At 60.4% G+C, this 24,210-nt stretch carries 24 protein-coding genes; 16 read left to right on the top strand and 8 right to left on the bottom strand.

Annotated features, from left to right (window positions below; genetic code table 11):
* Positions 1–222 precede the first annotated feature (222 nt).
* Both HU742_RS15475 and HU742_RS15480 read right to left on the bottom strand, forming a co-directional pair.
* Positions 223–975, bottom strand: coding sequence for an OBAP family protein (locus HU742_RS15475; RefSeq protein WP_186643304.1), 753 nt, complete (start codon positions 973–975; stop codon positions 223–225).
* Positions 976–1,063: 88 nt separating this feature from the next.
* The gene (locus tag HU742_RS15480) at positions 1,064–1,600 is read right to left on the bottom strand and encodes a DUF3087 domain-containing protein (RefSeq protein WP_186641253.1); all 537 of its coding nucleotides are present in this window, start codon (positions 1,598–1,600) and stop codon (positions 1,064–1,066) included.
* 218 nt (positions 1,601–1,818) lie between these two features.
* Here HU742_RS15480 and ppnN point away from each other — a divergent pair, with 218 nt between their 5' ends.
* A complete protein-coding gene (gene ppnN / locus HU742_RS15485; RefSeq protein ID WP_186641255.1) occupies positions 1,819–3,192 on the top strand; it encodes a nucleotide 5'-monophosphate nucleosidase PpnN in 1,374 nt (457 codons plus the stop codon).
* A gap of 44 nt (positions 3,193–3,236) precedes the next feature.
* On the opposite strand, the gene HU742_RS15490 is transcribed toward ppnN, so the two are convergent.
* Together HU742_RS15490 and HU742_RS15495 are read right to left on the bottom strand one after the other, a co-directional pair.
* A complete protein-coding gene (locus HU742_RS15490) occupies positions 3,237–3,902 on the bottom strand; it encodes an HAD family hydrolase (RefSeq protein ID WP_186643303.1) in 666 nt (221 codons plus the stop codon).
* A gap of 67 nt (positions 3,903–3,969) precedes the next feature.
* Positions 3,970–5,316 carry an MATE family efflux transporter gene (locus HU742_RS15495; RefSeq protein ID WP_186641259.1) on the bottom strand — a complete coding sequence of 449 codons (1,347 nt, stop codon included), beginning with the start codon at positions 5,314–5,316 and terminating at the stop codon, positions 3,970–3,972.
* Positions 5,317–5,993: 677 nt separating this feature from the next.
* On the opposite strand from HU742_RS15495, the gene HU742_RS15500 reads away from it, so the two are divergent.
* From HU742_RS15500 to HU742_RS15545, 10 genes are all read left to right on the top strand, one after another.
* Positions 5,994–6,905, top strand: a complete 912-nt coding sequence (locus tag HU742_RS15500) for a methyl-accepting chemotaxis protein (RefSeq protein ID WP_437179902.1) — start codon at positions 5,994–5,996, stop codon at positions 6,903–6,905.
* Positions 6,906–6,914: 9 nt separating this feature from the next.
* The gene (locus HU742_RS15505; RefSeq protein ID WP_003203044.1) at positions 6,915–7,283 is read left to right on the top strand and encodes a response regulator; all 369 of its coding nucleotides are present in this window, start codon (positions 6,915–6,917) and stop codon (positions 7,281–7,283) included.
* Between the two features lie 15 nt (positions 7,284–7,298).
* Positions 7,299–7,583: an STAS domain-containing protein gene (locus HU742_RS15510; protein WP_186643301.1), complete on the top strand. Its 285-nt coding sequence runs from the start codon at positions 7,299–7,301 to the stop codon at positions 7,581–7,583.
* A gap of 39 nt (positions 7,584–7,622) precedes the next feature.
* Positions 7,623–9,722, top strand: a complete 2,100-nt coding sequence (locus tag HU742_RS15515; protein ID WP_186643300.1) for a chemotaxis protein CheA — start codon at positions 7,623–7,625, stop codon at positions 9,720–9,722.
* Between the two features lie 31 nt (positions 9,723–9,753).
* Complete coding sequence (locus HU742_RS15520) at positions 9,754–11,412, top strand: methyl-accepting chemotaxis protein (RefSeq protein WP_186643299.1); 1,659 nt, start codon at positions 9,754–9,756, stop codon at positions 11,410–11,412.
* A 39-nt stretch (positions 11,413–11,451) separates the two neighbouring features.
* Positions 11,452–11,988, top strand: coding sequence for a chemotaxis protein CheW (locus HU742_RS15525; RefSeq protein WP_186641269.1), 537 nt, complete (start codon positions 11,452–11,454; stop codon positions 11,986–11,988).
* Positions 11,985–12,821 (top strand): CheR family methyltransferase, encoded by an 837-nt coding sequence (locus HU742_RS15530; protein WP_186641271.1) that lies wholly within the window; start codon positions 11,985–11,987, stop codon positions 12,819–12,821. Before HU742_RS15525 ends, HU742_RS15530 begins: the two co-directional genes overlap by 4 nt.
* Positions 12,818–13,315, top strand: a complete 498-nt coding sequence (gene cheD / locus HU742_RS15535) for a chemoreceptor glutamine deamidase CheD (protein ID WP_186614697.1) — start codon at positions 12,818–12,820, stop codon at positions 13,313–13,315. The genes HU742_RS15530 and cheD overlap by 4 nt, the downstream gene beginning before the upstream one ends.
* A gap of 2 nt (positions 13,316–13,317) precedes the next feature.
* Positions 13,318–14,394, top strand: coding sequence for a protein-glutamate methylesterase/protein-glutamine glutaminase (locus HU742_RS15540; RefSeq protein WP_186643298.1), 1,077 nt, complete (start codon positions 13,318–13,320; stop codon positions 14,392–14,394).
* A 347-nt stretch (positions 14,395–14,741) separates the two neighbouring features.
* The gene (locus HU742_RS15545; protein WP_186643297.1) at positions 14,742–15,281 is read left to right on the top strand and encodes a hypothetical protein; all 540 of its coding nucleotides are present in this window, start codon (positions 14,742–14,744) and stop codon (positions 15,279–15,281) included.
* 52 nt (positions 15,282–15,333) lie between these two features.
* Here the strand turns inward: HU742_RS15545 and HU742_RS15550 are convergent, their stop codons facing one another.
* Entirely contained in the window at positions 15,334–15,546 is a 213-nt protein-coding gene (locus HU742_RS15550; protein WP_225923582.1) for an MbcA/ParS/Xre antitoxin family protein, read from the bottom strand.
* A 402-nt stretch (positions 15,547–15,948) separates the two neighbouring features.
* Between HU742_RS15550 and HU742_RS15555 the strand changes: the two genes are divergently transcribed.
* The 5 genes from HU742_RS15555 to HU742_RS15575 all read left to right on the top strand — a co-directional run bounded on the left by HU742_RS15555 (position 15,949) and on the right by HU742_RS15575 (position 19,846).
* Entirely contained in the window at positions 15,949–16,476 is a 528-nt protein-coding gene (locus HU742_RS15555; protein ID WP_186643296.1) for an HvfA family oxazolone/thioamide-modified RiPP metallophore, read from the top strand.
* Between the two features lie 65 nt (positions 16,477–16,541).
* A complete protein-coding gene (locus tag HU742_RS15560) occupies positions 16,542–17,393 on the top strand; it encodes an HvfB family MNIO-type RiPP peptide maturase (protein WP_186643295.1) in 852 nt (283 codons plus the stop codon).
* Entirely contained in the window at positions 17,386–18,126 is a 741-nt protein-coding gene (locus HU742_RS15565) for an HvfC family RiPP maturation protein (RefSeq protein WP_186643294.1), read from the top strand. The genes HU742_RS15560 and HU742_RS15565 overlap by 8 nt, the downstream gene beginning before the upstream one ends.
* Positions 18,127–18,450: 324 nt before the next feature.
* Positions 18,451–18,723 (top strand): hypothetical protein, encoded by a 273-nt coding sequence (locus HU742_RS15570; protein WP_186643293.1) that lies wholly within the window; start codon positions 18,451–18,453, stop codon positions 18,721–18,723.
* Positions 18,724–19,474: 751 nt separating this feature from the next.
* Complete coding sequence (locus HU742_RS15575) at positions 19,475–19,846, top strand: VOC family protein (RefSeq protein WP_186643292.1); 372 nt, start codon at positions 19,475–19,477, stop codon at positions 19,844–19,846.
* Positions 19,847–20,158: 312 nt separating this feature from the next.
* On the opposite strand, the gene HU742_RS15580 is transcribed toward HU742_RS15575, so the two are convergent.
* The 3 genes from HU742_RS15580 to HU742_RS15590 all read right to left on the bottom strand — a co-directional run bounded on the left by HU742_RS15580 (position 20,159) and on the right by HU742_RS15590 (position 24,151).
* Complete coding sequence (locus HU742_RS15580) at positions 20,159–22,549, bottom strand: TonB-dependent siderophore receptor (RefSeq protein ID WP_186643291.1); 2,391 nt, start codon at positions 22,547–22,549, stop codon at positions 20,159–20,161.
* 119 nt (positions 22,550–22,668) lie between these two features.
* The gene (locus HU742_RS15585) at positions 22,669–23,649 is read right to left on the bottom strand and encodes a DUF4880 domain-containing protein (protein ID WP_186643290.1); all 981 of its coding nucleotides are present in this window, start codon (positions 23,647–23,649) and stop codon (positions 22,669–22,671) included.
* Complete coding sequence (locus tag HU742_RS15590) at positions 23,636–24,151, bottom strand: sigma-70 family RNA polymerase sigma factor (protein WP_186641333.1); 516 nt, start codon at positions 24,149–24,151, stop codon at positions 23,636–23,638. Before HU742_RS15590 ends, HU742_RS15585 begins: the two co-directional genes overlap by 14 nt.
* Positions 24,152–24,210: the final 59 nt, after the last annotated feature.

Consider the following 24,210-nt stretch of genomic DNA (forward strand, 5'->3'; position numbering starts at 1 on the left):
TATTCAATAAACACATACATCGATCGTTCCCACGCTCCTGCGTGGGAATATCGCCAGGGACGCTCCGCGTTCCGCTTACGGAGGGTGACGCAGAGCGTCACGGGATGCGTTCCCACGCAGAGCGTGGGAACGATCAACTCATCGGAGTAGTAGTCTGGGGACCGCTTCGCGGTCCAACGGGGATAAATCCCCTCACCACAAAAGCATCCAGCAGATTCGCTTTCAGTGGGCATGCCCCGTCGGATCCTTGATCTGCCACACCTGCCCCTTCTGCCAGGCATCCGCGCCCGGATCGATCGTCGGCGCGTTGATACCAGCGCGGGCGCGTTTTTTCGCTTCGCTGTCGATGCCCATCCGGCGGTCGCGCTCACGGACCAGCTGCGGGTCGATCTGGCCATCGGCGGTGAAGCCCATCATCAACTGCGGAACGCCGTAAGGCAGCGCATTGCCTTGTTCGGTGTGCCAGGTGTGCCAGGTCTTGCCGTAGGTGCTGACGAGGTTTTTCATCAAGCGGGTCTCTGCCACTTCGGGTATGCCCGGCGCAACCAACTGCCCCGACTTCACCTCGTGCACATGGCTGTGCCACAGCTGCTTCTCGCTGGCCGGCAAGCCTTCGAACAGCCGCTTGCTGATGATGTATTCCACGCCCATCAGCTTGGCATTGGCGCTGTTGGCATCGAAGATCGCACACTGGAACACCTCTTCGTTCAACGCCGTGCAGTAGTGATGCGCTTCCATTTGCCCGGACATTCGCCCGTTGTAAAAATGAAAGCCATCCAGATAGGTATCCAACGCCTGCAACGGAGGCTTGTTCTGCATGATCCCCGCCCCCGCTTCCAGCGTCGCGGTGGTCGGACTCTTCGCGGCGCCCGGGGCGTCCACCGCTGAATCGCTATTGCCACCCGCGCAGCCCGCCAGTCCCACCGTCGCCGCGCACAGCATGGCCCAGGTTCCATGAACGATCTTGCCTGACATCTCGACTCTCCTTTCCATGATTGTTCATGAGAAAAGCGGCCAAGGTTCGAGGTTTGATTTTTCCCTTTGGGCAAGCGACGAGCGGCGGTTATTCGCGAGCGCTGTAGGCCTGTTTCACCGTATCGATCCAAGAGGGATCCAGGCGCAATTGCTCCGGGTCCAGGCCCAGCGCCTGCATCTTTTGCTGATGCTCGTCGGCTTCGCGATTCAGGGAGGCCTGCTCACTGGAATTGGCGTCCAGCTGGTGCATCTGGGTCAGGCCCAAATGATAGAACCGCAACAGCTTCATCGCCGCCGGGTCTTGCGCCTGCACGCCGGCTTTCACCTGGTGCATCACATTGGTGATGCTCATCAGGCTGCGCTTGAGTTGCCAGCCGTAGACCGCCGCCGCCATCCAAGGCTGGGACCAGAAATACACGCGCATCAGTCCTGCCATCACCAGCACCGCAGCGAATACCCCGCCCACGTTGAAACGAAAATTATCACCCCCAGGGGTTCCGAACAGCATCACGGCCAGGGTGGACAGCAGCATCGCCAGCGCCAGGAACACCACCGCAATGATGAGGGTGCTGCGCCGCGTCTGCTGCCGGTAGGCCGCCGCGTCCCACGGTTTGATCTCGAACATCGCGTCGCAATTTCCTTGTGTGGCGTGAAAAGACTCGCGCATTATCGCCTGCCCGGTCGATTTAGCTATGCTGGGGCTCATTTTGTGAGGCAACCAACCCGAAGGACCCGGATCAAAGTCCATGGCGATACCGCGAGGATCGTGCGATCTTTCTGCGTGGACGTTTTTTTCAAGATGCCGCTCGTCGTGTGTACGGCATCGTTTTCAAGGAAAGCTGAATGACTCAAAGACATGTAATCAACGCCTCGGTAAGCCCCAAGGGCAGCCTGGAGACTTTGTCCCAGCGCGAAGTCCAGCAACTGAGTGAAGCCGGTTCCGGCAGCATCTATGATCTTTTCCGCCAGTGCGCCCTGGCTATTCTCAACACCGGCGCCCATGTCGATAACGCCAAGACCATCCTGGAAGCCTACAAGGACTTCGAGATCCGGATTCACCAGCAGGACCGGGGCGTGCGCCTGGAGCTGCTGAACGCGCCGGCCGACGCGTTCGTCGACGGCGAGATGATCGCCAGCACCCGCGAAATGCTCTTCAGCGCCCTGCGCGACATCGTCTACACCGAGAACGAACTGGACAGCCAGCGCATCGACCTGAGTACGTCCCAGGGCATCAGCGACTACGTCTTCCACCTGCTGCGCAATGCCCGCACCCTGCGCCCGGGCGTCGAGCCGAAAATCGTCGTGTGCTGGGGCGGCCACTCGATCAATACCGAAGAATACAAATACACCAAGAAAGTCGGCCACGAACTGGGCCTGCGCAGCCTGGACATCTGCACCGGTTGCGGGCCGGGCGTGATGAAAGGCCCGATGAAAGGCGCCACCATCGCCCACGCCAAGCAGCGGATCCAGGGCGGCCGCTATCTGGGCCTGACGGAGCCGGGCATCATTGCCGCCGAAGCGCCAAACCCGATCGTCAACGAGCTGGTGATCCTGCCGGACATCGAGAAGCGCCTCGAAGCCTTCGTGCGCGTCGGCCACGGCATCATCATCTTCCCGGGCGGCGCCGGCACCGCCGAAGAGTTCCTGTACTTGCTGGGCATCCTCATGCACCCGGCCAACCAGGACCTGCCCTTCCCGGTCGTGCTCACCGGACCGAAAAGCGCAGCGCCGTACCTGGACCAACTGCACGCGTTCGTCGGTGCAACCTTGGGCGAGGCCGCGCAGAAGCACTACCAGATCATCATCGACGACCCGGCCGAAGTGGCGCGGCAGATGACCCAGGGCCTCAAGGAAGTGAAGCAGTTCCGCCGCGAGCGCAACGACGCCTTCCACTTCAACTGGCTGCTGAAGATCGACGAAGGCTTCCAGCGCCCGTTCGACCCGACTCACGCCAACATGGCCAGCCTGGGCCTGAGCCGCGACCTTGCGCCCCACGAACTGGCCGCCAACCTGCGCCGGGCGTTTTCCGGAATCGTCGCCGGCAACGTGAAAGACAAGGGTATCCGCCTGATCGAAGAGCATGGGCCGTACGAGATCCACGGCGACCCGGCGATCATGGAACCCCTCGATCGCCTGCTCCAGGCGTTCGTCGCCCAGCACCGGATGAAATTGCCGGGGGGCGCGGAATATGTACCCTGCTATCGCGTGGTGAGCTGACCTGAGTCACGAAGCAAGCCTGTGGGTGCAAACGCCCACAGGTTTTAGCGGAGTGTTGAAAGACGCATCGATCCGTCCTCATCAACTTCGACGCCAATGCCCTGGTAGTCCGCGAGCTGGGAATGTAGCGTCACCACCGGGTGCGTATGCGTGGCGGTGACCACCATCACGTCCGCCCCCGCCGCCTCGCCGGCCTTGATGCCGGCTTCGGCATCTTCAAACACCAGGCATTGCTGCGCGGTCACCTGCAAGCGCTGCGCCGCCAATAAATAACAGCTGGGGTTCGGCTTGCCGGCGCTCACGTCTTCAGCGGTCACCATCACGTCGGGCCGTGCAATCCCGGCCGCTTCCATGCGGCGCAAGGCCAATGCCATGGGCGCCGAAGTGACGATTGCCCATTGCGTCGGCGGCAGGCGCTTGAGGAAGGCCGGTGCACCGGGCACTTCGACCACCCCATCCACGTCCTCGATTTCTTCCCGGGTGAGCTGCTCGGCCTCGGCCTGGGCGTCCACGCCTGGCAGACGCTGGCGGGCCACGGTATCGACGGCGCGCACGCCATGGATCGTCGGCAGGAATTTCGCCACGTCCAAGCCATTGCGCAGGGCCCAGCGCGTCCAGATCCGCTCGGTGGCGGCGATGGAATTGAGCAGCGTGCCGTCCATGTCGAAGAGGAAGGCGCGGTAGCTGGCGGATGGAAGTTCTACAGACATCGAAATCCCCATGAATGACAAGATCAACGGCGGGCACTGTAACACCCGCTAAACCCGCTCAAGGTATCTAGACCAAACGCTCGATCCGCTGATGCTGCCAGACCCGTTTGTAATACAGCGTCTGCAACAACAGCATGCTCAGGTACGCCACTGGAAACGCCATCCACACCCCTTGCAGGCCGAAGTGCGCGTCCAGCAAGTAGGCCGCTGGCACTTGCACGCCGAGGATGCAAAAAATCGAGATCGCCACCGGTACCAGCACCGTGCCGCTGGCGCGCATGATGCCGCCGATGATTGCCTGGAAGCCGAACACCAACAGGCTCCAGAGCATGATATGCAACAAGTGTTCAGCCTGGACCCGCGCCGCCGGATCGGTGATGAACAGCCCCAGCAGCCAATGGGACATCAGGTACCCGAGCAGCACCAGCCCACCCGTCAGCCAGACATTGATCAACAACCCGGTTCGCAGGATCGGCCCCAGCCGCTCCAGACGCCCGGCGCCAATGGCCTGGGCGCCAAGGATCGAGGCGGTGATGGCAATCGACAGCGCCGGGAACTGCACGTAATTGACGATCTGCGTCACCGCGCCGTAGGCGGCCGTGGCCTGGGAGCCGTGGGAGTTGACCAACGCCAGGATCACCAGCTCCGACAGCGAAATCACCACCATCTGCAGCCCCGTCGGCAAACCGATGCGCAGCACTTTGCCAAGAATTACCCGGTCCAGGCGCATCGCGGCGAACAACGCACGGTCCGGCGCCAGGGCATGCTTGCGGCGGTTCAGGCGCCACACGAGCATGCCCATGGCCGTCGCGGTGCCCACCAACCCGGCCCACGCCGCGCTCTGGATGCCCATCTGCGGCAATCCCAGCCAGCCGCGAATCAGCGCCGGCGTCAGCATCAGTCCGACGCTGGTGGACACCAGTAACGCCAGCAGCGGCGACAGGGTGTCGCTCACACCGCGCAGCAGCTGGGTGAAGAGCACGAATACCAGCAACATCGGCAGGATCCACATCATTACGCGCGCATAGGAAATGGCATCTTCGAGCACATCGTCCGGCGTCCCCAGTCCTTGCAAGGCCTCACGGGCGAAGACACTGCCAAGGACTGCCGCCACCAACCCGATGATCGCCCCCAGCAACAGCGTCGAACCGGCAATCGCTTTCACCGTGCCGGTCTCGCCAGCGCCGTAGGCCTGGCCGATCAACACCCCCGCGCCGGCGCCCAGACCGATCACCAGGGCGATGAAGAAAAACACGATGGGAAACATGCCCGACACCGAGGCCAACGCCTGCGTGCCAAGCATCTGGCCGATGTAGATGCTGTTGAACGTGCCGGACATCGATTGCAGGAAATTGGACAGGACCATAGGGGCCAGGAACAGCAGGTAGGTTTTCCAGAGCGGCTGGGCAGACATGAGGGCTCGTTGGCAGGTTCAGAATCCGATGCGGGGTAATTTAGCTCAATCTCCGGATATCGTTTCAGTGAATGTCCGCTTTTGTGGCGAGGGAGCTTGCTCCCGCTGGGGCGCGTAGCGGCCCCCATCCTGATTTCTCATACCATGAAATTTTGGGACTGCTGCGCAGTCCAGCGGGAGCAAGCTCCCTCGCCACAGGGTCTGCGTAGACCTGGCTTTCTCGACATTTCTCCGCTTTCGTCTATTCTTAGATAGCAATGTGCCATTATTTTTTCCAGAACCGGACGACTGGTACTCAAGACCAAGTCGGCATTGCAGATAACCAGTTATTCGCAAATATCCTCTTGGCAACACTGTTCAAGGACCGAACCATGACGTCGTATTCCCACGACCACTCCCTCGCCCAAACCCCGCCGCGCATCGTCTGGCACGCCGTTATCGTGGCCGTTGCCGCCAGCGTCGGCGTGCTGGCAGTCAATGGCACGAGTGTGCAGAACATCGGTTTGAGCGTCGTGCTCCTGATCCTTGGCGTGGCCGCCGGTGTCTTGGCCGCGCGGTCGCAACGGCTTCAGCTTGACGAGGCAGTCGTCGCCGCCATCGCCCGTCGCGAGCAGGAGGCCGCCGACTATGGCGCCCATAAAGCCACCGCGCAACTCAACGAAGTGATCCTCGGCGCGATGCCGATCTGGGCCAAGCAAGTTGAAAGTTCGCGCCAGCAAACCGAAACCGCGATCGTCTCGCTGACCAGCCGCTTCATTGGCATTTCTTCGCGTCTGGAAGAGACCGTGCAAGCCTCTGAATTGGCCGCCGGCGAGTTGACCGGCAACAGCAACGGTGGCGCCGTACAAGTCCTGGCGCAGAGCGAAGGCGAATTGGTCAAGGTTATCGACTCGTTGAAAACGACCCAGGCCAGCCGCGATGAAACCCTGGCCCAAGTGCGCAACCTGACCGCTTACACCGGCGAGCTGCGGACCATGGCCGCCGATGTCGCGGCGATTGCCGCCCAGACCAACCTGCTGGCCCTCAACGCCGCCATCGAAGCGGCCCGGGCAGGCGAAGCCGGACGCGGTTTTGCCGTGGTGGCCGACGCTGTGCGCGCCCTGTCGAGCAAATCCAGCGAGACTGGCCAACAGATGTCGGCCAAGGTCGACGTGATCAATACCGCCATCACCCAACTGGTACAGGCCGCCTCCAGCGGAGCCGATCAGGACAGTCAGTCCGTGGTTGTGTCCGAAGGCAGCATCCAGCGCGTGCTCGAGCGTTTCAAAAGCGTCACCGGGCGCCTCGCCGACTCGGCCGACATGCTGCAGCGCGAAAGCTTCGGCATTCGGGACGAGCTCACCGAAGTGCTGGTCAACCTGCAATTCCAGGATCGGGTCAGCCAGATCCTCAGCCACGTGCGCGACAACATCGAGGACCTGCATGTGCATATTCAGCAGGCCAGCCAGTCGCCCGAACAGGCTGTCTCCATCGACGCCCGGCAATGGCTGGCGCGCATGGAAACCACTTACGCCACTGACGAGCAACGCCGTAATCACCACGGCGGCTCGGCTGCGCAACAAGCTTCACAGGAAATCACCTTCTTCTAGGAGCCCCTCATGGCTAAAAGTGTATTGGTTGTCGACGACTCCGCGAGCGTCCGGCAGGTGGTCGGCATCGCGTTGAAAAGTGCCGGCTACGACGTCATCGAGGCCAGCGATGGCAAGGATGCGCTGGGCAAGCTCAACGGCCAGAAAGTGCACCTGATCATCAGCGACGTGAACATGCCGAACATGGACGGCATCACCTTCGTCAAGGAGGTCAAGAAGCTGGCCAGCTACAAGTTCACGCCGATCATCATGCTTACCACCGAATCCCAGGAATCGAAGAAGCAAGAGGGTCAGGCCGCAGGCGCCAAGGCCTGGGTGGTCAAGCCGTTCCAACCGGCGCAGATGCTGGCGGCGGTCTCCAAGCTGATTCTTCCTTGATGGTCGGAGGCTTCAATGCCGCTGCTGTACGAAATAGACGATGACACTGCGCAGGTGCAGATCGAAGGCGAACTGACGATCTACACCGCCGCCGACCTCGCCGCGCAATGGCTGCCGCGACTGGGGGCAACGCCACGAATGGCGGTGGACCTGTCGCAGGTCACCGAGATGGACGGTGCCGGTTTGCAGCTGCTGCTGATGGTTCAGCGCGAAGCCCCCAAGGCCGGCACCGAACTGACGGTGACCGGCCAAAGCAAAGCTGTCACGGAAACACTCGCCCTGTGCAACCTGGTTGCCTAGAGCCTCCGCAACACGTCGGACACGACAAAGGATATGAGCGTGAGCATCAATCTCGATCAGGCACAACAAACCTTCATCGTCGAGGCCCGGGAACAATTGCAGGCGATGGAAGAGTCGCTGCTGCAACTGGAGAACGACCCCGGCGACGATGACGCCATCGGCGCGATCTTCCGGGCGGCCCATACGATCAAGGGTTCGGCAGGGCTGTTCGGCCTGGAGCCGATCGTCAGCTTCACCCACATCGTCGAAGACGTACTCGATCGCCTGCGCGAAGGCAGCGTCACCGTGGACCCGGGCCTGATCGCGGTGCTGCTCAAATCTGGCGATCATATGCTCGAGCTGATCGACGTGGTTGCCAACCAGGGCTCGACGTTGCAGCCCCCTGCCCTGGCCCGGGAAATCGAATTGTGCCAGATGCTGCAGGAATACCAGGCGCCCACGATCGCAACCGAATCGACGCCGACGCAGCAAACCGAAACGACCGAGCCCGGCGAAGCGAGCCTCTGGCACATCTCCCTGCGCTTCGGCCCGGAGGTGTTTCGCAATGGCATGGACCCGCTGTCGTTCCTGCGCTATCTGCAAACCCTCGGTGAGATCCTCGATATCACTACGCTGACTGACGCGATGCCAGCGACCGAAGCCTGGGATGCCGAATCGTGCTACCTGGGTTTTGAGATCGAGTTTCGCTCGGCGGCCGGTCATGCCGCGATCAACGAAGTCTTCGATTTCGTCCGCGAAGATTGCCTGATCGAGATCGTTGCCGCGCAAGACATCGAGCCCGAAGCCAACACGGGCCTGGTTGCCAGCGCCCAGGCGCAGGTCGACGAAAGCACCGCGATGGTGACCACGGGCGAGCTGATGCCGGACCAACGCAGCAGCCCACGCGTGCCAGCCCAGGTCTCGCCTGACAAACAAGCCGTCACCAGTGACAGCAAAGGCAAAGATGGGACTTATGTAAGAGTCAACGCAGACAAACTCGACGAACTGATCAACCTGGTCGGCGAGCTGGTCATTGCCAGCGCTGGCGCCAGCCTGCTGGCCCGCACCTGCCAGAACGATCCGTTGCAGGAAGCCACCTCGTCGGTCTCCGGGCTGGTGGAAGAAATCCTCGACGGCGCCCTGCGCCTGCGCATGATCCCCATTGGCGAGACCTTCAACCGCTTCCGTCGGGTGGTGCGCGATGTCAGTCAGGAGCTGGGCAAGGACATCGACCTGATCATCAGCGGCGCGGAAACCGAGCTCGACAAGACCGTGGTGGAAAAGATCGGCGACCCGCTCATGCACTTGCTGCGCAACGCGATGGACCACGGCATCGAAACTGCCGAGGCGCGGCGGTCGGCCGGCAAACCGGCCAAGGGGCATCTGCACCTCAACGCCTATCACGACTCGGGCAGCATCGTGCTGGAAATCGCCGACGACGGCGCCGGCCTGAACCGCGACCGCATCCTGGAAAAAGCCCAGGAGCGCGGACTGATTGCGCCGGGCGCGAGCCTGTCCGACCAGGAAATCTACAACCTGATTTTCGAGCCCGGCTTCTCCACCGCCCAGGCCGTGACCAACCTGTCCGGACGTGGCGTGGGCATGGACGTGGTCAAGCGCAACATCACCCTGCTGCGCGGCACGGTCGACTTGGACAGCCAGCCCGGCAAGGGCACCGTGGTGCGCATCCGCCTGCCGCTGACCCTGGCGATCATCAATGGTTTTCTGGTCGGCATCGGCCAGTCCACCTATGTGATTCCGCTGGACATGGTCCAGGAATGCATCGAGCTGAGCGAAGACGATGGCCTGGCCAGTCGCGAGCAAGGCTACCTCGACCTGCGCGGCGAAGTGCTGCCGCTGGTGTACTTGCGCGATCATTTCCACCACGAAGGCCCGGCTTCACGTCGGCAGAACGTGGTGGTGGTGCGCTACGCCGATCTCAAGGCCGGGCTGGTGGTGGATGACCTGCTGGGGGAATTCCAGACCGTGATCAAGCCCTTGGGCAAGCTGTTCGGCGCCCTGCGCGGCATCAGCGGCTCGACCATCCTGGGCAGCGGCGCCGTGGCGTTGATTCTCGACGTACCCGCCCTGCTCACCCAGATCGCCCAAACCGAAATTCGCTACACCCCAACTCAATTACAACAAGCCAACGCTCGCTGACGCTTCAACACTCCATGGAGAGGTATTCCCAATGAAATGGTTCTACAACCTTAGAATCGCCACCAAACTGATCACCTCGTTCCTTGTGGTGTTGGCGCTGACCGCCGTCATGGGCGTGTTTTCGATCATTCAGCTGGGCCAGGTGAACGGCACCACCATCGATATCCGCGAAAACTGGATGGCTTCGATGCGTGCAGCTTCGGGCATGCGCTTCTACGCGGCGAACTATCGCCTCAAGGAAAACCGCCACATTTCCGCTGACTCCGAGCAGGAGCGCACCGCCATTGAGCAAGAAGCGGACGAAGCCAAACAGGGTTTCGAAACACGCTTGGCGACCTATGAAAAACTGATCTCCAGTGCCGAAGATCGCCAGTTGTTCGACGCCGCTCGCAGTGACTGGACCGCTTACCTGGTCGTTAGCAAAGACCTGTTTGCACTGTCCCGACAAAATCTCGCCAACGAAGCCCAGACGTTGCTCAGAGGCGAATCCAAACGTCATTTCGACCTGGTAACCGCTGACCTGCAAAAACTGGTCGAACTCAATGCCGCCGGAGCCGACTTGGCCAGCGCCCACGGCACGGAACTGTATGAGGATGCACGCCTGTCGATCATCGCCGTGCTGGCTGCCGCCTTGCTGGTGGGCCTGGGTCTGGCGCTGTTCATCTCGCGGATCATTTCCCGCCCGTTGAAGCAGGCCGCCGCCGTTGCCGAGCAACTGGCCGAAGGCAACCTGAACGCGAAAATCGAAGCAGGTTCCAAGGACGAAACCGGCATGGTGCTCAGCGCCATGCAGAACATGGTCGGCAAGCTGTCGCACATCATCGGCGAAGTGCGCAACGCGGCGGACAACCTCGCGAGCGCCTCCGAAGAAGTCAGCGCCACCGCACAATCGATGAGCCAGGCCACCAGCGAACAGGCGGCCAGCGTCGAGGAAACCAGTGCGTCCATCGAGCAGATGAGCGCCAGCATCAACCAGAACACCGAGAACGCCAAGGTGACCGACGGCATGGCCAGCAAGGCCGCCAAGGAAGCCACCGACGGCGGTGAATCGGTGCAGCAGACCGTGGTGGCAATGAAGAAAATTGCCCAGCGCATCAGCATCATTGACGACATCGCCTACCAGACCAACCTGCTGGCGCTCAACGCCGCCATCGAAGCCGCCCGCGCCGGCGAACACGGCAAAGGCTTCGCAGTGGTGGCCGCCGAAGTGCGCAAACTGGCCGAACGCAGCCAGGTCGCCGCCCAGGAAATCGGCGAGCTGTCGTCCAGCAGCGTCGACATGGCCGAGAAGGCCGGGAACCTGCTCAACGAAATGGTCCCGTCCATCAACAAGACCTCGGACCTGGTGCAGGAAATCAGCGCCGCCTCCGAAGAACAGGCCGCTGGCGTGGCGCAGATCAACACGGCCATGACCCAGCTCAACCAGGTGACCCAGCAGAACGCTTCCAGCAGCGAAGAACTGGCCGCCACCGCCGAAGAAATGAGCAGCCAGGCCGAGCAACTGCAACAGGCCATGAGCTTCTTCACCTTGGACACGCCGGCCAAGTCCGCCATGCAAAGCGCCAGGGTCGATCACACGCCGGGGCCATCCAGCCGTAAACCGACGCGGGCACCGGCTCCGGTGATGCCCAAGGCGTTTGCCTACAACATGGCCAGCGCGCCGGACGAATCGGAATTCACCCGGTTCTGATGGCCCGGTCCCACAGGCTTGCTTAAAGGAGAAAAGGCAATGGGCGCCATCGCGACCACACGTCAAACCGTCAGCGCGGTCGAGGAAGAAGCGCAGTACCTGACGTTCATGCTCGGCACTGAGATGTTCGCCATCGGCATCCTGTGCATCAAGGAAATCATCGAGTACGGCAACCTCACCGTGGTGCCGATGATGCCGGCCTTCGTGCGCGGGGTGATCAACCTGCGCGGCGCGGTCGTGCCGGTGGTGGATCTGTCGGCGCGTTTCGGCCGACCGAATTCCGCCATCAGCCGGCGCAGTTGCGTGGTGATCATCGAGGCCGCCAGCGCCGACGGACAGGCCCAGGACATCGGCCTGTTGGTGGACACTGTGTCGGCGGTGCTGGAAATCCCGGCTTCGCAGATCGAGCCGCCACCGAGTTTCGGCGCGAAGATCCGCGCTGACTTCATCAGCGGCATGGCCAAGGTCGATGGCAAGTTCGTCATCGTGCTGGAGGTAGACCGGGTGCTGTCCATCGACGAGATGTCCGAACTCGCCCAAACCAGCCCCGCCGCGCTGGAAGCGCCTGCCTCATGAGCACAGCCACTTGCAAGGAACGCACGGTGAATTCAATGGCGCTCAGTGACCGGGAGTTCGGCCAGTTCCAATCCTGGCTGTACCAAGCCGCCGGCATCAACCTGTCACCGGCCAAGAAAGCCCTGGTGGCCGGGCGGCTGTTCAAGCGCCTCAAGCACTATGAGCTCGACAGCTACGGTGAGTACTTCGCGCTGATCATGAACGGCCAGCGCGCCGATGAACTGCAGGTGGCCCTGGACCTGCTTACCACCAACGAAACCTATTTTTTCCGCGAACCCAAGCACTTCGATTTCCTCCGCGACCAAGTACTGCCCCATGCGACGCCGGGCAAGACCTTTCGCCTGTGGAGTGCGGCCAGTTCATCTGGCGAGGAACCCTACAGCCTCGCCATGACCCTGGCCGAAAGCCTGGGCACCACGCCCTGGGAAGTCATCGGCTCGGACATCAGCACCCAAGTGCTGGCCAAGGCCCGTTCCGGGCACTATCCGATGGAGCGCGCCCGCAACCTGCCCCATCCATTGCTGGTGAAATACTGCCTCAAGGGCACCGGCCGCCAGCAAGGCACGATGCTCATCGACCGCGCGCTGCGCAACCGGGTCAACTTCATCCAGGTCAACCTCAACGACACCTTGCCGGAGCTGGGGGAATTCGACGTGATTTTCCTGCGCAATGTGATGATCTATTTCGACCAGCCAACCAAAAGCAAAGTGGTCGCCCGGCTGATTCCTCGGCTCAAGTCCGGCGGGTATTTCATCGTCAGCCATTCGGAAAGCCTCAACGGCGTGTCCGATGCGTTGAAGCTGGTCGCCCCTTCGATTTATCGCAAGCCATGAGCGCCGTGATGAAGGAGGTGGCCGAGGTCTATCTCGGGCCGGGTGAGTTTCGCTTCGCGACCTGCCCGACCCGGCTGCGGACGATTCTCGGATCCTGCGTGGCAATTACCCTCTGGCACCCACAGCGCAAGATTGGCGGCATGTGCCACTTCATGTTGCCCAGCCGGGTGCGTTGCTCCACGGCGCTGAACGGGATGTACGCCGACGAAGCCATCGAATTGTTCATTCGCCAGGCACGGGCCCATCACACCAAGCCCGAGGAATATCAGCTCAAGCTGTTCGGCGGCGGCGAGATGTTCCCTGAGCTGCAACGCCACGTGGCATTCGGCGACGTGGCGCGGTCGAACGTCAACGCGGCGCTGGAAATGGCTGCGCTGTATCGCCTGGACCTGATCGCCCAGGACATGGGCAGCACCGGTCATCGCAGCATCATTTTCGACCTCTGCACGGGCGACGTCTGGGTCAGGCACCAACCGATAAGGACCCTGCATTAACCATGTCAGGCAAAAAGATAAATGTATTGCTGGTGGATGATTCCGCCGTGGTCCGCCAGGTATTGCTGGCGATCCTCAGCGACACGCCGGACATCAACGTCATCGGCGCGGCCTCCGACCCGATCTTCGCCATGGATAAACTGGCGAAGGAATGGCCCGACGTGATTGTGCTGGACGTGGAAATGCCGCGCATGGACGGCATCACCTTCCTGAAGAAAATCATGAGCGAGCGGCCCACGCCGGTGGTGATCTGCTCATCATTGACGCCCAAGGGCGCGGAAACCACGTTGCAAGCCATGGCCGCGGGCGCGGTGGAAATCATCACCAAGCCCACCAGCGGCCTGAAGAACTTCTTGTTGGAGTCGGCGCCGGAACTGGTGTCCGCCATCCGCGCCGCCGCCCAGGTCAACGTCCGTAACCTGGGCAAGCGCCCTGCCCCGGCCCCGCTGACACCCGCGACCAAACTCACCGCCGACGCCATGCTGCCCGCCGCCAACGGCCACGCCATGGCCCAGACCACCGAACGCATCGTCGCCATGGGCACCTCCACCGGCGGCACCCAGGCGCTGGAAGCGGTGCTGACCGCCCTGCCCCGCGTGTGCCCTGGCATCGTCATCGTCCAGCACATGCCGGAGAAATTCACCGCGTCGTTCGCCGCCCGGCTCAACAGCCTGTGCCAGATCGAAGTGCGCGAAGCGAAAAACAACGACCGCATCCACCCGGGCCTGGCCCTCATCGCCCCCGGCGGCAAGCACATGATGGTGACCCGCAGCGGCGCGTTCTACCACGTGCAAGTGGTGGACGGCCCGCTGGTCAACCGCCATCGCCCTTCGGTGGACGTGCTGTTTCGCTCGGTGGCCAAGTTCGCCGGCCGCAACGCCACCGGCATCATCATGACCGGCATGGGCGACGACGGCGCCCGCGGCCTCAAGGAAATGCTCGACGCCGGCAGCGCTACAGTGGCCCAGGACGAAGCCAGCTGCGTGGTGTTCGGCATGCCCAAGGAAGCCATCAAGCTCAACGCCGCACAGCGGGTGATGCCGTTGCACGAGATTGCGCAGGTGATATTGCATCGCTGATCGACGCCTGACACGTGGCGAGGGAGCTTGCTCACTCGCCACAAAAGCTTTCTACACTGGCGAAATCGTCGCCAGCACACCGATCAGCAACGTCAACGCCAGGAACCCACCCAAAAAAATCGCCATCTTCGCCATGAGCTTTCTTCCAATAGAGTCATTGCGCCGTGACCGAATTGTGGAGCGGGAACTGATACCGTTACAGATGCACCTGCCGCCAAAAAATGCGGATCAGCGCATAAACCCAATGACCCGGGAAACCAGGAATGGACAAGTACGCCATGATCCCCGCTATCATGCCGCACGCCCATCCGAGGGGCGTGTTGCAAGCCACCCTAAAGGACTCAGGTATGACCCTTCTGCCGTCACGCGCCACCCTCTTCTTCTCCGGTATTTTGCTCAGTTCCGTATGCCTGGCCGAAGGCGAGCCGGCAGAAAGCGTTATCAAGGACTCGACCAAATCTGCGGTCTCGTCATTCATCACCGCCGGCAAGAACCTCTTGGGCGGCGTCAGCGAAGGCGTGCTCGATGGTCGCGAATCAGTCCAGGGCACCGACGGCGCAGCGATCATCTCCTCCGACGAGCAGATGAAAGATCGCATCAATGTTGAAGTGCTGAAGCTGGAGTCCAGCGATGAAAACGTCACCATCACCCTCGGTTTCAAGAACAGCACCGACACCCAACTGCGCCTGATCAACCTCGGGCAAACCGGTGCGCTGCTGGCCATCGACCAAGCCGGTTACGCCAACCGACTCACCGGGCTGGACAACGCTGACGAAGTCACCGTCCCACCGAAGACCGCCGTGCGACAGAAGTTCGTGTTTGAAGGCATGAACGAGGCGATCAGTTCCGTGCGTGTTTGGGGGAAGGATTATTCGGTGAAAAAGTAGTCCGGTTTACGACGATCGCGCAGAGCAACCATTGCGCCTTCAGGGCAAGGGATCATTGATAAACCCCCTGCCCGATGCGGCTCAGGTAGCCCATCACCGACTCAAAGCCCAGCGAGTTTTTGGTCAGTTCCAAGGGCTCCTGACCGTTCAAGTACTTACAGGGTTTGTTCAGCCAGTCTTCGGCCAATGATTGGCTGCCAAATACCTCAATGGCATGTTCCAAGGCTCGGGCGTATTGAGTCTTCGCATCCTGGCTCTCAGGCATTGATCTGTCCTCACAAATGAGATCACGCCGAATCGTAAGTGCAGTACTTCCGAAGGCCAACCCTAAAAACTCGTCGGAGATTTCGTCCATCTACCGAAAATGCTGCCATCTTCCGTAGGACGCACACCACCGGTGGCGAGGGAGCTTGCTCCCGCTGGGCTGCGCAGCGGCCCCCCTTGAACCCTCTGTATCCACGACACAGAGCAATACAAACACCCTGCTAAATGACATATCCCAGATACACGGCAAGGGCCAAATGGCCCCGTCCGAACAGGCCTGTCCCGCTTGCTTCGTCCCGACGCGCTCAACGCATCGCCGGGTCGCAAGCAGCGTGACAACCGCCACGGCACGCCCCGCGCAACGTTGCCTTGGGGCACACCCCTTCTTATCTGGAGAACTGTCATGACCCGTACAAAAAACTCGAACGCCGCTCGCTTCGCCCTTGCCGCACTCGCCCTGTCCGGCGGCTTGAGCCTGGCCCAATCCGCCTTCGCGGTGGACGCCCTGCCCCAGGGTTATCAGCTGGCTTCGGCGGAAAAAACCTCCGAAGGCAAATGCGGTGAAGGTAAATGCGGTGCTGCCGAATCGGGCAAAAAAGTCACCGACGCGGAAGGCAAATGCGGCGAAGGCAAATGCGGCGCCGACGAATCCGGCAAAAAAATCACCGCGGCGGAAGGCAAGTGCGGTGAAGGCAAATGCGGCGACGCGTCCTTTGCCCGTACCGACATCGACGACGATGCGCGCGTGTCGCTGAAAGAATTCCTCACCGTCGCGCCGACCCAGCAAGCCGAGTTCGAGAAGATGGACACCAACCACGACGGCTACCTGTCCGAGGCGGAAACCTACAAATACCGGACTGGCCAATACACCGCCAACGGCAAGAAAGTGCCCACCGAGCTGTTCATCCACATGAGCAAAGCCAAGGAGTAAATCCTTCGCTCCCGCCCTCCCGGTGGATCACACCGGGAGGCATTGGTTATCCCTGGAGAACAGCGATGAGCACTTTCACCTCACCCAACGGCGCCGGGCTCGGTCTACGCCGAGCCATGCTTGGCGATCTGCTGGAAATGGCCCCGGGGGCCGTGGACTTCCTCGAATGCGCCCCGGACAACTGGATCGGCGTCGGCGGCGTCTACGCCGAGCAACTGGACCAACTGGCCGCACAGCACCCCATCACCTGCCACGGCCTGTCGCTGTCCCTCGGCGGCCCGCAACCACTTGACCTCGACCTGCTGCGCGGCACCCGGCGTTTTCTCGATCGCTACGCCGTGGCGATCTACAGCGAGCACCTGAGCTACTGTTCCGACAGCGGCCACCTCTACGACCTCCTGCCGATCCCCTTCACCGAAGAAGCCGTCCACCACGTCGCCGCCCGCATACGCCTGGCCCAGGACATACTCGGCCAACGCATCGCCGTGGAAAACATCTCCTACTACGCCGCGCCCTTCCAAGCGATGGGCGAAATCGACTTCGTCACCGCCGTGCTCGAAGAAGCCGACTGCGACCTGCTGCTGGACGTCAACAACCTCTACGTCAATGCGATCAACCACCGTTACGATGCCCAGAAATTCCTCGCCGCCCTCCCCGCGCAACGCGTCAGCTACCTGCACGTCGCCGGTCATTACGACGAAGCCGACGACCTGAAAATCGACACCCACGGCGCGGCGGTCAAGCAAGACGTCTGGAGCCTCCTGTACCAGACCTACCAACGATTCGGACCCGTGCCGACACTGTTGGAACGCGACTTCAACTTCCCGCCCTTGTCGGAATTGCTCGCCGAAGTCGAGCAGATCAAACAGCTGCAACAACTCGCCTGCCCGGCCACACCGGAGGCCCGCCATGCCTGAACAACTGCTCGAACAACTCAACTGCATGGCCAATTACGTCCGCAACCCCCATAACCCGCCCCCGCCAGGGCTCGAAGCCCGACGCCTGGCCATCTACCGCCGATTGTTCATCGGCAACATCGAATCACTGCTGGCGGCCAGCTTCCCGGTCATCCACCGAACCCTGCCGCGCGCCGACTGGCAACGGTTGGTCCACGACTTCTACGCCAACCACCGCAGCCAGACGCCCCTGTTCACACAGCTCGCCGGCGAATTCGCCACCTACCTGGAACAATGCCCGGACCTGCACGACTTCCCCGCCTGGCTGCCCGAACTCGCGCAACACGAATGGAGCGAAAGCGCCCTGCTGCTGAGCGACGCGGTGGAGCCGTCCCACAATCCCCACGGCGATTTGATCGACGGCGTGCCCGTGGTGTCCGGATTGGCTTGGGTACAGGCGTATGAATGGCCGGTGTGCGACATCGGGCCGAATTACCAGCCCACCGAAAAGCCTGCGGCTCCGACGTTGGTCCTGCTCCAGCGGCGCGCCGGGCGAGTGACGTTTTCGCGCCTTGCGCCGATGGCTTATGCGTTGTTGGTTTCGCTGATAGAGAACCGACGCAGCGGACGGGAGCATCTGGTGGCGCTGGCTGATGCGGCTGGGGTGACGGTGCGGGAGTTGATGCCGGCGGGGGTGTCGGCGCTTGAGGGGTTTAAGGTGCAGGGGATTGTGTTGGGGACGCGTTGGGGGTGAGCAGCCAGTTTCGAAGAATTGTGACTATTCCTACACAACGCTCGGAATCGGTCACCTATGCGGCTCAGAGGCTCGACCCTATAGTCAGTCGCGTCGCCCCGAACGGCGATCAGGTTTGGCGACCTGAATATCGGATTGCAAAAGTACTGCGTTTTTGACGAAGGCTTTGGCACACTTGCACGGCTGCCCGTTATGGCAGTTGTGCGTGGGAGACCCTCGGGTCTGCCGGTAATCCGATCCCGGTTCGCCAACCTGCGTACAACTGCCACCCAATTGTTTGGCGACGATTGAGTGGTTAACCCTCATTTGATCGGAGTTTCAAACATGGAAAGGTACGTTCCCATCACTGGCATAGACTGCACCCCCGCTTCCCTTCTCATTGATACACAGGCCCCGCTTGATGTTTTGCATGCGACGGCTGATTACCGTATCCGGGTCGTGACACAGGTTCTGGAAAATATTGCGTTTCGTGCTGAGCTTGGTAGCGACACGGTGGTGCTAACGGATTTCGCGCAGTTGCTGGCGATTCCGCTTAGGGATGGGTGTGATTTGTTGGAAGTAATTGGACGGCGGCTTCAGGAGCGGGTTGAGGGTTGATGAGGGAACGGGCGTTTGCAGGCGCCCGTTTTTAGGGCTTCAGATGGGCGCTTTGGAATGGCGTGCCTGAACGTTCTATACGCTTGGTGCTTCGGGCATTTTGGAGAGTACTGAACGGCAGCAATCGGCCAAAAGCGGACGCTCCAGGCCAACCCTTTTTCGACCCAAAGCGGTCATCATCATATTCCAGTATTACTACGCCGATGCTCAGACTGTTCATAGGTAGGTTGATGTATGGCCAGAAGCGTTAGGCTTCAAAAGAAACTTCATTCAAAGTATCTCTTTGAGATAGCGGGAGAGGTGGTGCTTGATGACTGCCTTGTTGAAAAGCTATGGGCCCTCAACAGAGGTGACAGGTTTGAGTTGAACGCACGCTCCTTCAGTTTTGGACCTGTTCAAAAATACCGCTTGGAATACGTGATAACGAGAGGCCCGATTCCTGGGCACAGGCTCTACAAAGAATTTGCCCCAGAGGAACTGACATTATTTTTTACGGCAAAAGACTCGGCATTTGCCATGGCTGGACCTTGTTTGACGAGTGACCGCTTAGCATTAGCCTTCTGGGAGGCAGCTTCTTGCCGATTCTGTTGAAAAAGTCGGTCCTTCCAGACTGACGGGCAGCAATTGGCCGATTTCTGCCTGTCGCCAAGGGCAGGAACGGCCAAAAGCGGTCTCTCGACAACCGCACTCACAGTGTTGAAAATGAGCCGGGCTCTCAGCGCCGTCTATCAACAATTTTCAGGGAAGAACCATGCAACCATCACTCAACCGGATAATGCTGTACGTCAGAAATGTTCAGGAGACTTGCGATTTTTATCAGCACCATTTCGGCTTTGTCAGCACGCGTGATGCTGATGACCGGGTCGTCGAATTGAGGTCTGCGAACGGCGGTGCGATTCTAATGGCCCACCTAGCGGCAAAAAGCGTCAAGACAGGCCAAGTCACCGTCAAACTTGTCTTTGACATCGAGGATGTCGATGGCTTTAAGGAAAAATGCCTGATGCAGGGACTGAAGTTTGGAGCCACACACAAGGCCGACGGCTATACCTTCGCCAATGCCAAAGACCCCGACGGAAATTCAATTTCCATATCTAGTCGAGCGTTTGCCGCACGCTACAACTAGTCACTGCCATCCGGAGTTGAGTCTGCTGGGAACGTTTTCTGCCTCTCGCGACGGGCGGAAACGGCCAAGAACTGTCAGTTGCGAAGGGGCGCTTTGGGTCGATTGCAGCCCTTAACACAGGCCGCTTTTGGCCGAAAGCAGACACTCAAAACAGGTTGATATCATCTCGCGCTACTACCGCGTAGCTAACAGCCGGCGCGTAACGATGAAAATCTACCGCCCTTGCTTTTCATCTCGCAGAATGATGACCAAGTGACGATGCCCGCGAATAGCGGGCACCGCTTCCTATGGGAAAAAGTCTTACACGCCTACCTACCAATTGTAACTCACTTTGGCGGTAATCTCGCGACCCGGGTTGTAGAAGTTCGCTGTGCCGGAACCGACCACGTGCTGTTCATCCAGCAGGTTGCTGACGTTCACCGCAAGGTCGGTGCCCTTGGCGATCTCGTAGTTGAAGGCGGCGTCGAACAGCGTGGTGCCATCACTTTTGCCGGAGTTGGCTGCATCGAAGTAATAAGAGCCGACGTAGCGCGCACCCAAGCCAACGCTGACATCGGTGCCGGGCACGTCGTAGTAACTCCAGAGCGAAGCGGAATGCTTGGGTGCCGTGGTGAACTCATTGCCCTTCAGGGAGCTGCCGTCGTACAACGAACCGCGCAATACCTCGGACTCCATGTAGGAGTAGCCACCAATCAGGCTGAGGTTCTGCGTCACCTGCGCCTTGGCCTCCAGGTCGAGGCCACGCACCTGCGATTCGCCCACTGTCTGTTGCTCAATGATGCCGCTCGGCAGCACCACGGCGATGGTGACGTTTTCCTGGGTCAAGTCATACACGGCTGCGGAGAACAGTGCGTCCATCCCCATCGGCGCATACTTCACGCCCACTTCGTACTGCCTGCCCGTCTGCGGCGTTACGCCAACCTGGGGCGGCGAGACGGATTCCACCATGCTCACATAGGTGGACACCTCATCGTTGACGATATAGGTCAACGCACCTCGGTAGGAGGTTTCGGAGAAGTTGTCTTTCTCAGTGGATTGCAAGCCTTTGCTGGTAAGGTCCATCGAGTCGTTGCGCATACCCGCGGTGACGATGAAACGCTCGTAGAACGACAGGTTCTGCTGAAGGAATACGGCCTTGGTGGTCGCGTCTCGCTTGTTGACGGCATACGGCGCGATTGAGCGTGAGACGCCAGTAAACACCGGATTTGCAATGTCAATCGGGGTCGTCAGGGCGTAGACCGAGCTTTCCTTGGTGGTCGAATCGAGGTACTCCACGCCCACCAGGCTGCTGCTGTCGATGTTCTCGAAGCGGGCATCGTATTGCAGCATCAGATTGCCGTTGAACTGGTCGGCCTCAGTGTCCGTTCCAAACAGAAACCGGTCAACGGTAGTACCGACACGTGCGGCGCTGTCGCTGATGTAAACGTAGCCAAAATCATCGGTCAATTTGCTGTAGCGCAGGTTGCTGCGCAGTACGAAGCCGTTGTCGAAGTCATGGGTGACGTTACCGCTGAGGCTGGTGCGCTCGACATCGTGAAAGTTGTAGCTGGGCTCACCATAAAACTTGCTGCGGTCGTATTCCTTGTCCAGCGGATAGCCGCCACTGTTGGGCGAACTTTCAGTTTTCAGATAGTCCAGGATCACGGTGGCTGACGTGTAGTCCGTGGGTGCCCAGGTGAGGCCACCCATCACCAACTGGTTGTCGTCCTGTGAGTGATCGTACTCGCGGTCGCTGTTTTGGCCTTTGGCAGTAAAGCGGCCAGCCACGGTTTTCTCGTCGTTCAGCGCATCCCCCACATCGATGCCTGTCTCGACATGGTCAAACGAACCGTAGGTCACATAGCCTTGGCCAAACTGCTCGAAGCGCGGCTGTTTGGTCACGAAATTCACCGAGCCGCCCGGGTCCGCTGGCCCAAACAGCGTGGAGTTGGCGCCGCGCAGAATCTCTATGCGTTCATAAGCGAACGGATCTTCGCGTACGCCGCGCATCGAACTCAGGGTCAAGCCGTCACGGTAGGTGGTGGCCTGGAAGCCCCGGATCTGGAAATAGTCGTTGCGGTCATCCGTACCATAGAAGTCACTGACCACGCCCGGCGTATATTGCAGCGCCTCTTCCGTGGTGCTGACGCTGCGTTGCTCCATTTCCTTGTTGGTAACAACCGACACCGAGGCCGGTGTATTGAGAATGCTGGTTGCCACCTTGCCGCCAACCCAGAGCTCCTTGGCGACTACCGAGTTGGCATCGTCGTCGGCACTGACCCTGACCTTGGCATTGATGATGAGGGGTGCAAGACGGTATTCCTCGACGTCCGCTGCGTCGAGCTCCAGCGGGCCGGCGGGCTTTGGTTGAGGCGACAGTAGATAGGCATTCGGGCCTTGCTGTTCGATTTGCAATTCGCTCCCCTGCAGCAACGATGACAGCGCAGCCGACGTATCGAGCGTGCCATTCACGCCAGCCGTGGTGCGGTTCGCTACACTCGACGCGTCGAACGAAAGACTGATGCCAGCCTCGCGGGCAAAGCGGTCAAGCGCCGGCGCCAGTGGGCCGGCAGCGATGTTCCACTGCTTGGCTTGATTGCTGTGGTCAACGCTCGACGTCTGTGCCAGCGATGGCAATGCGTAGCTGCTTACGATCAAACCCAGAATCGCACCCTGCAAGGCACGATTTAATGGATGGCGCTGTGAAACCGGGGACGAACTCATTTTCTCGCTCCAAGAAAGGACATCGGCAGACTGGCCTGTATTCCGGCCTTCCTTAGAGGTCGAACGAGAATGAGAAGCTACCTCATTATTTTTCAGATAACGCGAAGTTTTTGATGGGCTCAGGTGGCAGCGGTCACGGTCACCCAATAACGGGTTCGATAATCAATGTTCAGGTGCAGTGACTGCGCGATCAATGCCAGGACCTGATCGTTGTCGGCGAGCTGGAAGGTGCCGGAAACGCGACGATCAGCGACCTCTTCGGCGCAGCGCAGTACCCCGGGGCGATAACGCGACAACTCCACGATGAAATCATCGAGGCGCATATTGCGCGCACTGATCACCCCGTCGCCCCAGCTCCATAGATCAAGGCCGTTGTCCCTGAACACTCGGGCGCCACTGGATGTGAACAGCAGCTGGTTTCCTGCCTGGACGCTGCGGCTCGCAGACGTTTGACTGGAGCCGGGAAAAACCGTGACTGATCCTTCCTGAGCCGCGACCAGCGTGCCATCGTCAAGCTCGCGTGCCAGAAAGCGGGAACTCTGAGCGCGCATGATCCCGTCACGGGATTGCACCCAGAACGGTCGCGCTTGAGGCGAGTGTCGATCCGCGCCGACATTCACGATGATTTCACCACGTCGCAGGATTATCAGGCGTCGCTGGGCGTCGAAATCGCTGTCGACGGCGCTATCGCTATTGAGTTGGATAAGGCTGCCATCATCGAGTTGGAAGCGTCGCTGCTCGCCGGTACTGCTGCGCTGCTGCGCAAGCATGGCGGGTACGGGCGTATAGTCCCGGCCGAGCCAGGCTGCAGTGCTAACAGTGGCCAATAGGCCCAGTAGCTTCAGGCTTTCCCGCCGGCGCATTCCATGATGGGCGCCGTTAAGGGTTTGTCGAGCCAGTTGAGCTGGCACGCCGGCGAATTCATCCCCAAGCGTTTCCACACGCTGCCACGCCAACACATGCTCCGGGCTCTGCTGCAGCCAGTGCTCAAAAGTGCGCTGTGTTTGTTCATCGGCTTGATTGAAGCGAAGGCGCACCAGCCATTGGATCGCCTGCTCGACAATGGCCGGATTGAGCGCCTGCGGCTCACGCCTCGACATAACGCAAGCGATAGCAGTGTTGCAGGGCCGTGGCCAGGTCGCGTTCCACCGTCGCCCGGGAAACACCCAGCTTTTCGGCTATTTGCGCGCAGGTTAGACCGTCGAGTCGGGCAAATAAAAATGCCTGGCGAACTCTTGGTTTAAGCATGCCGAGCATGCGGTCTATGCGCTCAAGCGCATCAAGAATCATCAGCCGGCTTTCTTCCGAGGGAACCTCGTGTTGAGGCAGCAACATGACGCTTTCCAAGTAGGCGCGTTCGAGTTCGCGGCGACGATACTGATCAATCATCAGTCCGCGGGCGATACTGCTCAAATAGGCGCGTGGTTCACGCAAGGGGCTGGACTGCCGGGATTTGAGCAGACGTACGAAGGTGTCCTGCGCCAAATCCGCTGCGTTATCGCGACATCCAATGCGTCGGATTAGCCAGCCCTGTAACCACGAGTGGTGGGTTCGATAGAGCAGCCCTAGATCGGCAGTACCTAGTGTTTCATCGCTGCGCATCGGAATCCCGGCAAGTACATGATTGATAATTAATCGCATTCTACTCAGGCGATAGGCCT

It is taken from the genome of Pseudomonas marvdashtae (assembly GCF_014268655.2).
Taxonomy (GTDB): domain Bacteria; phylum Pseudomonadota; class Gammaproteobacteria; order Pseudomonadales; family Pseudomonadaceae; genus Aquipseudomonas; species Aquipseudomonas marvdashtae.

Bases quoted from the DNA above. Each gene is read 5' to 3' on its own strand.
- HU742_RS15475 (WP_186643304.1), bottom strand. From the start codon at position 975: ATGTCAGGCAAGATCGTTCATGGAACCTGGGCCATGCTGTGCGCGGCG.
- HU742_RS15555 (WP_186643296.1), top strand. From the start codon at position 15,949: ATGACCCGTACAAAAAACTCGAACGCCGCTCGCTTCGCCCTTGCCGCA.
- HU742_RS15575 (WP_186643292.1), top strand. From the start codon at position 19,475: ATGCAACCATCACTCAACCGGATAATGCTGTACGTCAGAAATGTTCAG.
- HU742_RS15580 (WP_186643291.1), bottom strand. From the start codon at position 22,549: ATGAGTTCGTCCCCGGTTTCACAGCGCCATCCATTAAATCGTGCCTTG.
- HU742_RS15505 (WP_003203044.1), top strand. From the start codon at position 6,915: ATGGCTAAAAGTGTATTGGTTGTCGACGACTCCGCGAGCGTCCGGCAG.
- HU742_RS15500 (WP_437179902.1), top strand. From the start codon at position 5,994: ATGCCGATCTGGGCCAAGCAAGTTGAAAGTTCGCGCCAGCAAACCGAA.
- HU742_RS15565 (WP_186643294.1), top strand. From the start codon at position 17,386: ATGCCTGAACAACTGCTCGAACAACTCAACTGCATGGCCAATTACGTC.
- HU742_RS15480 (WP_186641253.1), bottom strand. From the start codon at position 1,600: ATGTTCGAGATCAAACCGTGGGACGCGGCGGCCTACCGGCAGCAGACG.
- HU742_RS15585 (WP_186643290.1), bottom strand. From the start codon at position 23,649: ATGTCGAGGCGTGAGCCGCAGGCGCTCAATCCGGCCATTGTCGAGCAG.
- HU742_RS15490 (WP_186643303.1), bottom strand. From the start codon at position 3,902: ATGTCTGTAGAACTTCCATCCGCCAGCTACCGCGCCTTCCTCTTCGAC.
- HU742_RS15550 (WP_225923582.1), bottom strand. From the start codon at position 15,546: ATGCCTGAGAGCCAGGATGCGAAGACTCAATACGCCCGAGCCTTGGAA.
- HU742_RS15560 (WP_186643295.1), top strand. From the start codon at position 16,542: ATGAGCACTTTCACCTCACCCAACGGCGCCGGGCTCGGTCTACGCCGA.
- HU742_RS15520 (WP_186643299.1), top strand. From the start codon at position 9,754: ATGAAATGGTTCTACAACCTTAGAATCGCCACCAAACTGATCACCTCG.
- cheD (WP_186614697.1), top strand. From the start codon at position 12,818: ATGAGCGCCGTGATGAAGGAGGTGGCCGAGGTCTATCTCGGGCCGGGT.
- ppnN (WP_186641255.1), top strand. From the start codon at position 1,819: ATGACTCAAAGACATGTAATCAACGCCTCGGTAAGCCCCAAGGGCAGC.
- HU742_RS15590 (WP_186641333.1), bottom strand. From the start codon at position 24,151: ATGCGCAGCGATGAAACACTAGGTACTGCCGATCTAGGGCTGCTCTAT.
- HU742_RS15540 (WP_186643298.1), top strand. From the start codon at position 13,318: ATGTCAGGCAAAAAGATAAATGTATTGCTGGTGGATGATTCCGCCGTG.
- HU742_RS15530 (WP_186641271.1), top strand. From the start codon at position 11,985: ATGAGCACAGCCACTTGCAAGGAACGCACGGTGAATTCAATGGCGCTC.
- HU742_RS15495 (WP_186641259.1), bottom strand. From the start codon at position 5,316: ATGTCTGCCCAGCCGCTCTGGAAAACCTACCTGCTGTTCCTGGCCCCT.
- HU742_RS15545 (WP_186643297.1), top strand. From the start codon at position 14,742: ATGACCCTTCTGCCGTCACGCGCCACCCTCTTCTTCTCCGGTATTTTG.
- HU742_RS15525 (WP_186641269.1), top strand. From the start codon at position 11,452: ATGGGCGCCATCGCGACCACACGTCAAACCGTCAGCGCGGTCGAGGAA.
- HU742_RS15510 (WP_186643301.1), top strand. From the start codon at position 7,299: ATGCCGCTGCTGTACGAAATAGACGATGACACTGCGCAGGTGCAGATC.
- HU742_RS15570 (WP_186643293.1), top strand. From the start codon at position 18,451: ATGGAAAGGTACGTTCCCATCACTGGCATAGACTGCACCCCCGCTTCC.